General features: G+C 77.6%; 10 protein-coding genes. 6 read left to right on the forward strand and 4 right to left on the reverse strand.

Translation table 11 applies throughout. The features are described 5' to 3' along the window. The first annotated feature begins 246 nt into the window (after window positions 1-246). Window positions 247-864, forward strand: a complete 618-nt coding sequence (locus KSE_RS27155) for an HNH endonuclease (protein ID WP_014138560.1) — start codon at window positions 247-249, stop codon at window positions 862-864. Window positions 865-958: 94 nt separating this feature from the next. Here the strand turns inward: KSE_RS27155 and KSE_RS38800 are convergent, their stop codons facing one another. Further along, window positions 959-4789 carry a beta-N-acetylglucosaminidase domain-containing protein gene (locus KSE_RS38800; RefSeq protein WP_051055395.1) on the reverse strand — a complete coding sequence of 1277 codons (3831 nt, stop codon included), beginning with the start codon at window positions 4787-4789 and terminating at the stop codon, window positions 959-961. A gap of 307 nt (window positions 4790-5096) precedes the next feature. Here KSE_RS38800 and malQ point away from each other — a divergent pair, with 307 nt between their 5' ends. The 3 genes from malQ (at window position 5097) to KSE_RS27175 (ending at window position 8445) form a co-directional block, all read left to right on the forward strand. Beyond that, complete coding sequence (malQ, locus tag KSE_RS27165; RefSeq protein WP_014138562.1) at window positions 5097-7298, forward strand: 4-alpha-glucanotransferase; 2202 nt, start codon at window positions 5097-5099, stop codon at window positions 7296-7298. Between the two features lie 21 nt (window positions 7299-7319). Further along, window positions 7320-7541 (forward strand): hypothetical protein, encoded by a 222-nt coding sequence (locus tag KSE_RS27170; protein WP_014138563.1) that lies wholly within the window; start codon window positions 7320-7322, stop codon window positions 7539-7541. A gap of 187 nt (window positions 7542-7728) precedes the next feature. Next, complete coding sequence (locus KSE_RS27175; protein ID WP_014138564.1) at window positions 7729-8445, forward strand: heparin lyase I family protein; 717 nt, start codon at window positions 7729-7731, stop codon at window positions 8443-8445. A gap of 7 nt (window positions 8446-8452) precedes the next feature. On the opposite strand, the gene KSE_RS27180 is transcribed toward KSE_RS27175, so the two are convergent. The 3 genes from KSE_RS27180 to KSE_RS27190 are packed head-to-tail and all read right to left on the reverse strand — an operon-like array spanning window position 8453 to window position 11000. Further along, entirely contained in the window at window positions 8453-9142 is a 690-nt protein-coding gene (locus KSE_RS27180) for an FAD:protein FMN transferase (RefSeq protein ID WP_014138565.1), read from the reverse strand. A 23-nt stretch (window positions 9143-9165) separates the two neighbouring features. After that, on the reverse strand, window positions 9166-9624 hold the full coding sequence (locus tag KSE_RS27185) for an FMN-binding protein (RefSeq protein WP_014138566.1): 459 nt from the start codon (window positions 9622-9624) through the stop codon (window positions 9166-9168). 14 nt (window positions 9625-9638) lie between these two features. After that, on the reverse strand, window positions 9639-11000 hold the full coding sequence (locus KSE_RS27190; protein ID WP_014138567.1) for a ferredoxin reductase family protein: 1362 nt from the start codon (window positions 10998-11000) through the stop codon (window positions 9639-9641). A 172-nt stretch (window positions 11001-11172) separates the two neighbouring features. On the opposite strand from KSE_RS27190, the gene KSE_RS27195 reads away from it, so the two are divergent. Next, complete coding sequence (locus KSE_RS27195; RefSeq protein ID WP_014138568.1) at window positions 11173-11886, forward strand: response regulator transcription factor; 714 nt, start codon at window positions 11173-11175, stop codon at window positions 11884-11886. After that, entirely contained in the window at window positions 11883-13328 is a 1446-nt protein-coding gene (locus tag KSE_RS27200) for a sensor histidine kinase (RefSeq protein ID WP_014138569.1), read from the forward strand. The genes KSE_RS27195 and KSE_RS27200 overlap by 4 nt, the downstream gene beginning before the upstream one ends. Window positions 13329-13348 lie beyond the last annotated feature (20 nt).

The raw sequence follows: 13348 nt of genomic DNA on the forward strand, positions 1-13348 counted from the left end.
CCGCCCGGGGCCGGCCACGCACCGCACCGCCACCCGCACGGTACGTGCAGGAGGGCCCCGAGCTGGGCATACCGGCTATGGCGGAACGCGCGCGGGCCCACCGCCCGCGCGCGGCACGTTCACGGAGAAATGGTGGCGTCGTACGACGGCGTAAGGCGACACTGAGGGAGATCACGCCCCGCGCGGGGCGCGGTCACCCGCTCGACTCGGCGCGAGCCACGCGCCGCAGGCGTCCAAGGAGGCCCCGTGCCGCATGTCCTTGTCCTCAACGCGTCGTACGAGCCGCTCGGTGTCGTCTCGATGCGACGCGCCCTCATCCTCGTCCTCAACCACAAGGCGATCGCCCTGGAGGATGCGGGCACCACACTGCACAGCGCCACCGGTGCCGTCCGGGCACCGTCCGTCGTCAAGCTGACCCGCTTCGTGCGGGTCCCCTACCGAGGCCCCGTGCCGCTGACCCGGCGGGCGCTGTTCGCCCGCGACCACGGCCGGTGCGTGTACTGCGGGGCCGCCGCCACCAGTGTCGACCACGTCATCCCGCGCAGCCGGGGCGGCCAGCACCGGTGGGACAACGTGGTGGCGGCCTGCCGCCGCTGCAACCACACCAAGGCCGACCGGCACCTCGCCGACCTCGGCTGGCGGATGAAGCGCCCCCCGGCCGCGCCCAGCGGCCTGGCCTGGCGGGTCATCGGCACCGGGATCAAGGACCCGCGCTGGCGGCCCTACCTGGAGCCGTACGGCGGCCTCGACCAGTTCCGGGACTTCGAGCACCACGACCATCCGGAGGCGGTCCTGCCCGTTCCCGTTCCCGTCCGCACCCGTCCGATCCGCCGCGGCGAGCAGCACGCACCGCTCTCCGCCTGAACAGACAAGGGCCTGCCCGACAAGACACCGGTACGCCTCATGGGCCGCCGGCGCCCCCCGCGCGGGGAGCGCCGGCGGCCCGCCGCGCCCGCGCCTACGGCTCCTGCACCGCGTACAGCTCGACCCCCGACAGCGCGTACCCGTACCGGGTGGCCCGGCTGACGCCCTGCACCCGCAGGTACCGGGTGTCCGGCGCGTCGAAGCGGACCGTCTCGGTGCCGCCCTGCCCGTTGCCGACCTCCGCCACGGTGGTCCAGTTCACGCCGTCCGCCGAGGACTCCAGCCGGTACGCGGAGGCGTACGCGGCGCCCCAGTGCAGCACCGCCGAACCCAGCCGGACGGGCTGCGGCAGCCGCAGCCGCAGCCAGGCGCCGTCACTGGCCGGGGAGCTCCAGGAGGTCGCCGGATCGCCGTCGGCCACCGCCGCGGCCGGGGTCCGCGCGCTGTCGTCGCCCGAGGACGAGGCGTCCGCCGTCCGCGCCAGGTCGGCGCCGCCGACCGGCGGCACCACGTGCACCAGCAGCTCCTGGCGGACGGTCAGCGCGCCCGCCGCGAACACCACCGGCACCCGGTAGGTGCCCGACGGGGTGTCCGCGGCCGCCGTGACCAGCAGCGGCGCCACCACCCGCCCGCCGCGCGGCACCGTCAGGGCCGGCGGCGGGGCCACCGCCAGCCCCCGGGCGACCGCCGGGACCTCGGCCCGCAGCGTCCCGGCCAGCGCGTCCGGCCGGCCCGACTCCACGGTCGCCCGGGCCTGCGCGGGCGCCGCCGCGCCCGCCACCACGTCCAGCGTCGGCTCGGCCAGCGCCAGCCGGGCCGCCGGCACGTCCGCCCACCACGGGATCACCTGGTTGACCACCGGCGCCTCGCCGCCCGGCCGCCACACCAGCCGCAGCGCCTCCACCGGCCCGCCGTCGGCCCGCAGCTCGTTGTAGCCCGGCTTCACCGGGCCCAGGTCGGTCCAGCCGCCGTCCGGGCGGCGGGCCTGCGCGGTCGCCTCGGCCCGCACCGTCGGGTCGGTCAGCACGGTCAGCCGGTCCAGCGGCCGGGCCGCGCCCAGCTCCACGGTCAGCGGCGCGTCGCCCTCGGCGGGCGGCGCGGCCGCCCGGAAGGCCGAGTCCGGGTCGCCGGAGAGCACCGCCTGCGGCGAGGAGCCCGGCGCGGCCGGCGGGCCGGACACCGCGGTGTCCACCGTGTCCGGCGCCGCCGCGGTGAACTCGCGCACCGCCACCGCCCCGGACTGCCCGCCGGTGGCGCGCAGCCGGACCGCCTTGGCGACCGCGCCCGCCGGGGCGGTCGCCCGGACCGTCCGCTGCCCGTGCACGGCGGCCAGCCGGTGCCAGCCGCCCGAGCCGCTCCAGTACTCCAGCACCCCGTCGCGCAGGTAGTCGTCGGCCGCCGGGGCGGCGTCCGGGTCGTCGCCCCCGCCCATCAGCACCGTCACCGAGCCCAGCGGCTTCGGGGTGCCCAGGTCCAGGCCGAAGCTGTCGCCGACCTGCGGCGGCGCGGACGACCAGTAGAAGGTCTCGTCGGAGCCGTCCGCCATCAGCGCCGGGCCGTGGTCGTGCGCGGTGCCCAGGGTGGTGGTCGGGGCGGCGCCCGCGGTGATGCCCGACCAGGTGTCCGCGGACTTCGCCGCCCGGTCCAGGAACGCGTCCAGCACGCCCCGGCCGACCGTCACCGGGTTCTGCTCCAGCACCCCGCGCTGCCGGCCCAGCTCCATCCGGGCCCGCCAGGCCGCCGTGCCGTCGCCGCCCTGCTGCGCCTCCAGCACGTCCAGCGCGGCCCGGCCCGCCGAGCCGTACGCCGACAGCCGGGCCAGCCAGGGCGCCGCGTCCGCCGCCAGCGGGTCGCCCGCCAGCGTCCGGGGCGCGTCCGCCATCACCGCGAACGCCTCGCGCAGCGGCCGCGCGGCCTCCCGCAGCCGCGCCCCGTCGACCGGCGCGCCCGAGGACGGCTCGGCCGCCGCCCAGAACCGCTCGACCAGCGGCGCCAGGTACGCCGACTCCTCGCCGCCCAGCGGCGAGGACGCGCTGTTGCCGGCCAGCGCCGCCGCCGCGTCGCGCTGCGCCGGGCCGGCGGTCAGCAGCCGCAGCGCGGCGGCCAGCGACCGCTCCGGCAGGTAGCCGTCCGGCTGCCAGCCGAAGTCGGCGGCGGTCGCCAGCGGGATCCGGGACGCCACCGGCTGGCTCATCGCCGAGGTCAGCAGCACCGCCGAGCGCCGGGCCACCTCCGGGTCGCGCCCGGTGTAGCCGCCCAGGAACAGCCGGTCCGGCGCCGAGTCGTTCACCGGGTAGTTGTCCAGCGTCATCAGCGGCCGCCCGAACAGCGCCGCCGTGGCGTCCGCCTGCTCGCCGGTGACCTGCTTCGGGATCGCCGCGCCGCCGCTCCACGCCACCTGCACGCCGCCCGGCAGCCCCGCCGCCAGCGCCGCCCGGTACGGCGTCGACCCCTGCTTCAGGTACTCGGTCGGCACCACCGACAGCGGCGCCAGGTCCGGGTGCCCGGCCACCAGCCGCTCCCGCACCGCCGCGGTCAGCGCGGTCTGCGCCTTCGCCGCCGCCACCGGCCCGGTGCCGTACTTGCGCCGGTCCGCCCCGCAGTGCCACTCGTCGTACGACACGTTCCGGAAGTCCAACTGGAAGGCCCGGAAGCCCAGTCGGCGCAGCCCGTCGAGCTTGCCGACCAGCGCGTCGACGTCCTTGCCCGAGGAGAAGCAGAACGACTGCCCCGGCGCCACCGAGTACGCCGCCGTCACGTGGTTCGCCCGCGCCCGCGCCGCCAGCTCGGCCAGCTCGTCCGCCTGCCGCGCCGGGTACGCCTCCCGCCAGCGCTGCGCCCGGTACGGGTCGCCGCCCGGCGCGTACAGGAAGTAGTTCTGCTTGGTGCGGCCCAGGAAGTCCACCGCCGCCAGCCGCTGCGCCGCGCTCCACGGCGCCCCGAAGAACGACTCCGCGGTGCCGCGCAGCGCCGCGCCCGACGGCCAGTCCCGCACCAGCACCCCCGGGAACCCCCGGTCGCCCTCGCCGCCCTGCGCCTGGCCCGGGCCGACCGGCGCGAGCAGCTGCGCCAGGCTCTGCGCCGCGTAGAAGGTGCCCGCGCCGTCCGCGCCCGCCAGCACCACCGCGCCGTACGCGCCGCCGCCGTCGGCCGGCAGCTGCCCGGACGCCAGCAGGTGGCCGCCCGACGGCAGGCCCGCCAGGGCCGGCACCTCGGTGTCCTTCAGGCCGGCCGCCACCGCGAGCTGCCGCAGCACCCGGTCGACCGCGCCGCCCGCGCCCTCGTACGGGCCGCCGACGTACACCACCAGCGAGCCGGCCTCCGGACGCTCCGGCGGCTGCGGGACGGCCCGCACCTCGGCCGCGCCGGCCCGGGCCAGCAGCGCGCGCACCGCGTCCACCGCCGGGCCGTCCGCGGCGTCCGCCAGCACCAGCGTCACCAGCCGGGGCACCGCCGCCGGCCGGCCGCCGGCCCGCAACTCCTGCGGGCGCGGGAAGATCTGGGGGTCCGTCAGCGAACCCAGCGGCGCGGCCGCCTCGGCCACCGCCGCGTCCGGCCGCTCGGCGCCGTCCGGCACGGCGCTGGACAGGTCCGCGCGCGGCGCGAACTCGGCTGCGAAGCCCGGCACCGGGGCGAACAGCCCGCCGACCACCGCGGCCGCCGACAGCGTCGCCGCGGCCCGCAGCGCGCTGCCCCGCCGGCCCGCCCGCCGCTCCGCCCGCACCGAGGCGAGCAGCGGCGCCGTGCCCTTGACGTCCGCGATGAACCGGTCCGCCGCCTTCGGGGCCACCTGCCGCGCCGTCCGCGCCGCCGTCCGGCGCGCCGCCAGCGCCGCCGGGTGGTACAGCACCTCGCGGAGCGCCGCGCTCCGCTCCAAGCCCTGCCGCAGCCGCCGTCCGGCCGCCACCGAAACCCGCGCCTGCACCGGAGCCTCCTCGCCCGAAACGCCAGCTCACCGGCCCCCGCCGCCCCGGCCCAGCCCCCCTCGGCCACCCGGCCCGCCCACCCCACCAGCTACCCGCGCCGCTGTCAACGCCCCTGGCGGCTATGTCCGTTATCGCCCGAAAAGGCCGATGCCCGGCGTGCCGCGCGGCAACCGCCCGGACGCACGTTCACCCGACCGGTGCGGGCGCGCGGCCGTGTCGGTCGGGGTCGGCGGGCGGCGGCGCGGGTAGGACTGAGGCTGTCTACATCGTCGGCGTCGGGGAGCACCCGAGGACGGAGCGCGCCGGGTGGCCGCATACCTTGACCGCGAGCACGCGGGGTCCGAGCAGGTCCCGGCGGAGGACAACCCGCCCGCCCCACCGGAGTTGACGGCGCTGGCGCACGCGTACGGGGTGGACACCCGCTACGACGCCGGGGCCGGTCCGGTGGAGGTCGGCGCGCGGACGCTGACCGCCGTGCTGGCCGCGCTCGGGGTCGACGCCGGGACGCCGGAGTCGACCGCGCAGGCGCTGGAGCGGCACCGCGAGGACGCCGCGGCCCGGCTGCTGCCGCCCACCGTGGTGGCCTGGCGGGGGCGGCGCACCGCGCTGGACCTGCCGGCCGGGGCCGAGGTCCGGATCGAGCTGGAACAGGGCGGCGAAGCCTGGGAGTTGACGGCCGAGCACGCGCACTGGCTGCCCGAGGACCTGCCGCTCGGCCGGCACGCGCTGGACGTCCGGGCCGGCGAACGGGCCGCCCGGGCCGTCCTGGTGGTCGCCCCGGCGCGGATCCCCGAACCGCGCGGCCGCTCCTGGGGCTTCCTCGCCCAGCTGTACTCGGTGCTGAGCGAACGCTCCTGGGGCATGGGCGACCTGGCCGACCTCGCCGAGCTCGCCCAGTGGGCCGGCGCCGAACTCGGCGCGGGCTTCCTGCAGATCAACCCGCTGCACGCGGGCATGCCCGGCGCCCCCTCCGACCCGTCCCCGTACCGCCCGTCCTCGCGCCGCTTCGCCGACCCGGTGCACCTGCGGATCGAGGCCGTCCCCGAGTACGCCCGGCACGACGGGGTCCGCGACCTGGCCCGGCGGGCCCGGCTGCTGCGCGAGGAGGTGCTGGAGCACGACGCGCTGATCGACCGCGACGCGGTCTGGTCGCTCAAGCGCCAGGCCCTGGAGCTGCTGCACACCGTGGAGCGCGGGGTCGGCCGGGAGGCCGCGTACCGGGCGTTCGTCCGGCGCGAGGGCGAGTGGCTGGAGCGGTACGCGGTGTGGAACGCGCTGGCCGAGGCGCACGGCGGCGGCTGGCACGCCTGGCCGAAGGGCCTGCGCCACCCCGCCAACCCGCAGGTGGCCGCCGCCAAGGCCGAGTTGAAGGACCGGATCGAGTTCCACCGCTGGCTGGCCTGGCTGGTCGACGAGCAGCTGCACGCCGCCCAGCGGGCCGCCGTCGACGCCGGCATGCCGATCGGCCTGATCCACGACCTCGCGGTCGGCGTCCACCCCGACGGCGCCGACGCCTGGGCCCTCCAGGACGTGCTGGCCGCCGGCATCTCCACCGGCGCCCCGCCGGACGCGTTCAACGCCCACGGCCAGGACTGGGGCCTGCCGCCCTGGCGCCCCGACGCCCTCGCCGAGGCCGGCTACGCCCCGTTCGCCGAGCTGATCCGGGCCTCCGCCCGGCACGCCGGCGCGATCCGGATCGACCACGTGATGGGCCTGTTCCGGCTCTGGTGGGTCCCGGCCGGGGCCCGCCCCACCGAGGGCACCTACGTCCGCTACGACGCCGAGGCGATGCTCGCCGTCCTCGCCCTGGAGGCCCACCGGGCCGGCGCCGCCGTCATCGGCGAGGACCTCGGCACCGTCGAGCCCGGCGTCCGCGAGCGGCTCGCCGACCACGGCGTGCTCGGCACCTCGGTGCTCTGGTTCGAACGGGACTGGCAGGCCGGCGGCGCCGTGCTGCCCCCCGAGCGCTGGCGCCCCGGCTGCCTGGCCACCCTCACCACCCACGACCTGCCCTCCACCGCCGCCCGGCTGACCGGCGAACACGTCGAGCTCCGCCACCACCTCGGCCTGCTGGCCCGCCCGCTGGCCGAGGAGCAGGACGCCGCCGCCCGCGAACTCGCCGACTGGCAGCGCGAACTCGTCCGGATCGGCGTGCTCGCCGAGAACGAGCCCGCCACCCCCGAGGCGCTGTACGCCTACCTGCTGGCCACCCCCGCCGCGCTGGTCGGCGTCTGGCTCCCCGACACCGTCGGCGACCCCCGCCCGCAGAACCTCCCCGGCACCTGGGACCAGTACCCCAACTGGCGCCTCCCGGTCGCCGACGCCGACGGCACCCCCCGCACCCTCGACGCCCTCGCCGCCGCCGCCGGCACCGCGGGCATCGCCGCCACCCTCGCCCCGCTCGACGCCCCGCCCGCGCCGCCGGCCGCCGTCCCGTCCGCGCCGCCGGCTGCGGTCCGGCCGGCGGGACACGCCGACAGGCGCACCCCGCCGGGCGCGGCACTGTAGGGGGCCGGTACCTTGGGAAACGTGGACAAGAGGAACGCAATGCGCGCCGGTGCGGTCACCGCGGCGGCCACGCTGATGATGATCATGTCGTCGCCCGCGATGGCGCTCACGCGCGACGACGGCGACGACCCCGGCTCCGGCCTGGGCGTCGGCGCAACCCTGGGCCTGTTCATCGGCCTCCCGATCCTCGCCTTCGCGGTGATCGCGGGCCTCTGCATGATCCCGGGCGGCAAGAAGAAGTAACCCGGGCCGGCCCGGCCCGGACCCGCGGCGGCGACCGCCGGATCCCGACACCCGTCGGTGATCCGGCGGTCGCCGCCGCGTTCCCGCCGTGCGCGGGCGGCCAGGGTGGCGGCGGGGCCGGAGGTGATGGATCATCAGGCGGGACGAAGCCCCTCCCCATCCGTCTCCTCACCCGCTCGGAGCCCCGATGTTTCGTCCCGCCCTCGCCGCGGCCCTCGTGCTCGCCGCGCCGGTCGCCCTCGCCGTACCGGCCGCTGCCGGTCCCGCGCTCCCCAACAGCGCGGACAAGGTCCTCTGGGCCGCCGACACCGCCCGGGGGCCCTCCTCCTTCGCCGCCGTCCAGTGCAAGGCCGGCAACTTCGGCACCGTCCAGGACGCCGCCAAGGGCAAGGTCTGGCGCGCGAAGCAGGTCGCCGGGGAGGAGCGCTGCGAGACGCTGAGCCCCGACCTGACGAACGGCAGCACGATCTACGTCGGCTGGTCCTCCCGGGTGCGGATCGACGACGACCAGAGCCGCTACGTCTTCCAGCTCAAGTGCTCGCCCAGCGAGGGCACCGCCAACCACCCCGTCGAGATCGACATCGCCGACGGCCGCGTCCGCCTCCAGGAGTGGGACACCGACCACGTCGCCCACCCGATCTGGAGCGCCCCCGTCGGCAACGACCAGTGGCACCGCTACGTCCTCAAGCTCCGGCTCGGCCGGACCGACGGCACCATCGACTTCTGGTACGACGGCGTCAAGCAGACCTTCACCACCGGTTCCGGCACCTACACCGGCACCACCTGGGACGGCACCCGGAACTACCTCAAGTGGGGCTCCTACCACCCCTCCCCGGCCGACGCCGTCAACACCTTCACCAGCCCGGTGATCGCCACCACCTACGACCTGGTGAAGGGCCGCTGAGCCCGGGTCAGCCCCAGCCCCCGGTCGTCTCCTGCCGCCCGTCCGGGTGGATCGCCAGCGCCCGGACGCCCTTCGCGTCGAGCCAGCGCAGCGCCCGCGCGCCCATCGCGAACGCGGCGGTGGCCAGGGCGTCCACCCGGGCGAGGCCGGGGCCGACCAGGGTGAGCGAGGCGAGGGCGGCGGCGGGCAGGCCGGTGTGCGGGTCGATGACGTGCGGGCCGCGCTCCGCGGTGCCGGAGGTGGCGACGGCCAGGTCGTGGCCGGTGACGACGCGGGCGACGGAGCCCGCGCGGTGCGGGTCGGCGATGCCGACCCGCCACGGCCCGCCCGCGCTCTGGACGTCGCCGCCGCCGCTGACGCAGTGCTGCCGGGAGCCGGCCGCGCGCAGCGCCCGGGAGGCCTCCTCGACGGCCCAGCCCTTGACGTAGCCGCTGGGGTCGAGCCGGCCGCCGGGCGTCGCGGTGAAGTAGCCGCCGGTCTCCGCGCCGAGCTCCGCGCACCGCTCCAGCACCCACCGGACCTCGGGGTCGGCGTCCGCCGGGGCGAGTTCCCCGCGCCCGAGCCGGCTGATCTCGCTCTCCGGCCGGTACGTCGAGAACAGCGCGTCGATCCGGTGCAGCCGCTCCACGATCCGCCGGATCGCCGGGCCGGTCCCCGGCCCGGGGTCGCGGACGGCGAACGAGAAGACCGTCCCCATCACGTGCTCGACGTGGCGGGCGGTCACTTCTTCGCCTGGTCGAGGGCGCTCTGCAGCGAGCGGACGTAGCCCTCGCTGGTGTACGTCGCGCCGGAGACCACGTCGATGTCCGCGCTCTGGGCGGCTATCGCCTCCTGGTTGAGGACCGGGACGGCGTACTCGTTGGTCTCCCGGTCGCGGCGGTCGCGGGTGGGGTACTGGAGCACGTCGATCCGGCTGATCCGCGTCCCGGCCATGGTGACCTTGACCTGCACCGGCCCGTACCGGGTGTTGACCGCGCTGCCGGTCAGGGTCCGGGAGTCCGCGCCGGTGTCCTGCGCGGTGCCGTTGTCGGTTGAGCCGGTCGAGCCGGTCGAGCCGGTGGCGCCGGTCGAGCCGGTGGCGGAGATGGTGCGGCTGGCGGCCGGGTCGTGCGGCTTCAGGGCGAGCAGCAGGACGACTCCGGCGGCGGTCGCGGAGGCGGTGATGACGGCGCGTCGCATGGCGGCGGGTGCTCCTAGAGGGCGAAGGACTCGTGGTGGATGCGGGAGGCCCGGACCCCGGCGGCGCGCAGGGCGCGCACCGCGTCGGCGGCGAACTCCTCCGGCCCGCACAGGTAGACCTCGTGCCGGGCCAGGCCGGGGACGAGCCGGCCGAGCGCCGCGCCCAGCTCGCCGACCTCGGCCCGGCCGCCGAGCAGCTCGTGCACCCGGACGCCGCGCCGCTCGGCGACGGCGGCCAGCTCGCGGCGGAACAGCACGTCCTCGGCGCGGCGGGCGCGCTGCACCAGGGTGACCCGGCCCGGCAGCGTCTCGGCCAGCGCCCGCAGCGGGGTGACGCCGACGCCCGCGCCGAGCAGCAGCACCGGGGCGCCGCCGCCGTGCAGCCGGCGCGCGGTGAACGCCCCGTACGGGCCCTCGGCGCGGACCTTCGTGCCGGGGGCGAGCCGGGCCAGGGCCGCGCTGTGGCTGCCCAGGTCCTTGACGGTGAAGCGGAGGAAGCGCGGGTGCGGGGGAGCGGAGAGCGAGTACGGGTTGGCGGCCCAGCGCAGCTGCGGGGTGACGAACTGGAGCCGGAAGAACTGCCCGGGTTCGGCGCGCAGTTCGTCCAGGTGCCGGCCGGTCAGGAAGACCGAGACGACGCCCGGGCCCTCGGCGCGCACCTCGGCGACCTCCAGCCGGTGCCGCCGGTCGCGCAGGTACGGCCGGAGCAGCCGGTACCAGGCCAGCACGGCGGCGGTGCCGAAGTACAGCGGGTACCAGGCGGCCCGCGCCGGGCCGCCGGCCAGTTCGGCGCCGGTGCTGAGCTGGTGGGCGAAGCCGAGCGCGACCGCCAGGTAGGTGGCCAGGTGCAGGTAGTACCAGGTCTCGTAGCCGAGGCGGCGGCGGGCGGCCCGGGCGGAGACCGCGCCGGTGCCGAGCAGCAGCAGGGTCGCGGCGGTGGCCTTCAGCATGTCGGGGAAGTGGAACACCATCTCGACGGTCTGGCCCCACAGGCCCTGCCCGTCGGTCAGCGCGTAGCCCCAGATCACGGTCAGCACGTGGACGGTGACCAGCGCGACCAGGTAGCGGCCGCCGTACGCGTGCCAGCGGGCCAGCCGGTCCGCGCCGACCTCGCGCTCCAGCAGCGGGATCCGGGCCATCAGCAGCAGCAGGACGGGCGCGGCGTAGCCGGCCAGCAGGCCGGTGATCCGGCCCGCGCCGGTCAGCCAGTCGGCGGCGCCGGCCACCCGCGGGGTGTCGGCCCACCACAGCGCGAGCACGCCGAGCGCGCCGAGCGCGACCAGGGCGAGCGCCCCGCGCCGGACGGCGTCCGGGGGCAGCGCCCGGCGCGGGGCGGCGCGCCGGGCGGCCCGGGCGGGAGCGGACGGTGCGGTCAACGGGACCTCCTTCGGTGGTACCCGGACACCGTGGCACCGCAAGTTCTCAGTTCCCTGTGAACCGGTCCGCCGACCGGCCGCCCGGGCAGGGTACCCGCGCGGGTCGGAGCAGGCGGGACAAGGCCGGACGGGATCCGGCGATCTCACCGCTTTCTCATCCCGGAACGGCACAATGGCGCCCATGCGGTACGCGGACACCCCCTGGCGGGTCCTGGTCGTCGACGACGAACCCGACCTGGTCGACGTCCTGTGCGGCGCGCTGCGCTACGAGGGCTGGCAGACCCGCGGCGTCACCGGCGGCCTGGCCGCCGTCGCGGCCGCCGCCGACTGGCGGCCGCACGCCATGGTGCTCGACGTGATGCTCCCCGACTTCGACGGGCTCGAAGTGCTGCGCCGGGTCCACGGCACCGACCCCGAGGTGCGGGTCCTCCTCCTCACCGCCCGGGACGCCGTCGAGGACCGGATCGCCGGGATCACCGCCGGCGGCGACGACTACGTCACCAAGCCGTTCAGCCTGGAGGAGGTGGTGGCCCGGCTGCGCGGCCTGCTCCGCCGCACCGCGCCGCCCGGCCCCGCCGCCCCCGGCACCCTCGCCGTCGGCGACCTCCGGCTCGACCCGGCCACCCGGGAGGCCCGGCGCGGCGGTGAGCCCGTCGACCTCAGCCCCACCGAGTTCGCCCTGCTGCGGCACCTGATGGAGCACCCCCGGCAGGTGCTCAGCAAGGCCCAACTGCTGGACGCCGTCTGGTCCTACGACTTCGGCGGCCAGGCCCACGTGGTCGAGCTGTACATCAGCTACCTGCGCCGCAAGATCGACGCCGGCCGGGCCCCGATGATCCACACCGTCCGGGGCGCCGGCTACGTCCTGCGGGCGGCCGCCGGATGAGACGACTCCGCCCGCGCGGGCCCCGCACCCTGCGGACCCGGCTGCTGGCCGGCCTGCTCACCCTGTTCGTGCTGATCTGCGCCGGCATCGGCACGGCCACCTGCGAGGCGCTGCGGCACTTCCTGGTCGACCGGCTCGACCAGCAGCTCGCCGCCGCCGGCGGCCACTACGCCGCCAGCCTCGAACACCCCGGCCAGAGCGACCACGACACCCGCGCCCAGGCCCCCGGCACCTTCGGCGCCCGGCTGGTCGACGGCGGCCTGACCCACGCCGCCGTGGTCGGCCCCCTCCCGCCGGGCCGGCGCGGCGACAGCGCCGACACCGCCGTCCCGCTCGACGCCGCCGACCTGGCCGCGCTGCGCGCCCTGGCCACCGACGGCCGCCCGCACGACCTCGACCTCTCGGCCCTCGGCCCCTACCGGGTCGCCGCCGTCACCTGCGACGACCACGACAGCCTGGTCACCGGCCTGCCGCTGCGTCCCGTCGACGAGACCATGCGCCACCTGCTGCTGATCGAACTCGTGGTCTTCACCGCCGCGCTCGCCACCGCCGCGGCCGCCGGCGCCCTCGCCGTCCGGTTCGCCCTGCGCCCGCTGGACCGGGTCGTCGCCACCGCCGAACGGGTCTCCGCCCGCCCGCTCGCCAGCGGCGCCGTCGACCTCGCCGAACGCGTCCCCGACGACGACCCGCGCACCGAGGTCGGCCGGGTCGGCACCGCGCTCAACCGCCTGCTCGGCCACGTCGCGGACGCCCTGACCCGCCGCCAGGACGTCGAGGAGCGGCTGCGCGCGTTCGCCGCCGACGCCAGCCACGAACTGCGCAACCCGGTCGCCACCGTCCGCGGCCACGCCGAACTGGCCCTCCGGCACCCCGGGCCGGTGCCCGACCAGGTCCGGCACTCGCTGGAGCGGATCAGCGCCGAGTCCCGCCGGATGGGCGCCACCGTCGAGGACCTGCTGCTGCTGGCCCGCCTCGACGCCGGCCGCCCGCTCGCCCTCCAGGACACCGACCTCACCCGGATCGTCCTCGACTGCACCACCGACGCCAGGGCCGCCGCCCCCGGCCACCGCTGGCTGCTCGACCTCCCCGCCGAGCCGGTCACCGTCCCCGGCGACCCGCACCGGCTCGCCCAGGTCGTCACCAACCTGCTGGCCAACGCCCGCACCCACACCCCCGACGGCACCACCGTCACCCTGCGCCTCGCCCCGGCCGGCCGGCTCACCGTCACCGACGACGGCCCCGGCATCCCGGCCGGCCTGGCCCCGCACGTCTTCGACCGCTTCACCCGCGGCGACCGGGCCCGCTCCCGCCGCACCGGCTCCACCGGCCTCGGCCTCGCCATCGTCCGGGCCGTCGTCCACGCCCACCACGGCACCGTCACCCTCGACAGCGCCCCGGGCCGCACCACCTTCACGGTCACCCTCGGCGTCCCCTCCGGCTAGCGGACGCGGGCGGACGCGCG

Origin of the sequence: Kitasatospora setae KM-6054 (genome assembly GCF_000269985.1) — a bacterium.
Taxonomy (GTDB): Bacteria; Actinomycetota; Actinomycetes; order Streptomycetales; family Streptomycetaceae; genus Kitasatospora; species Kitasatospora setae.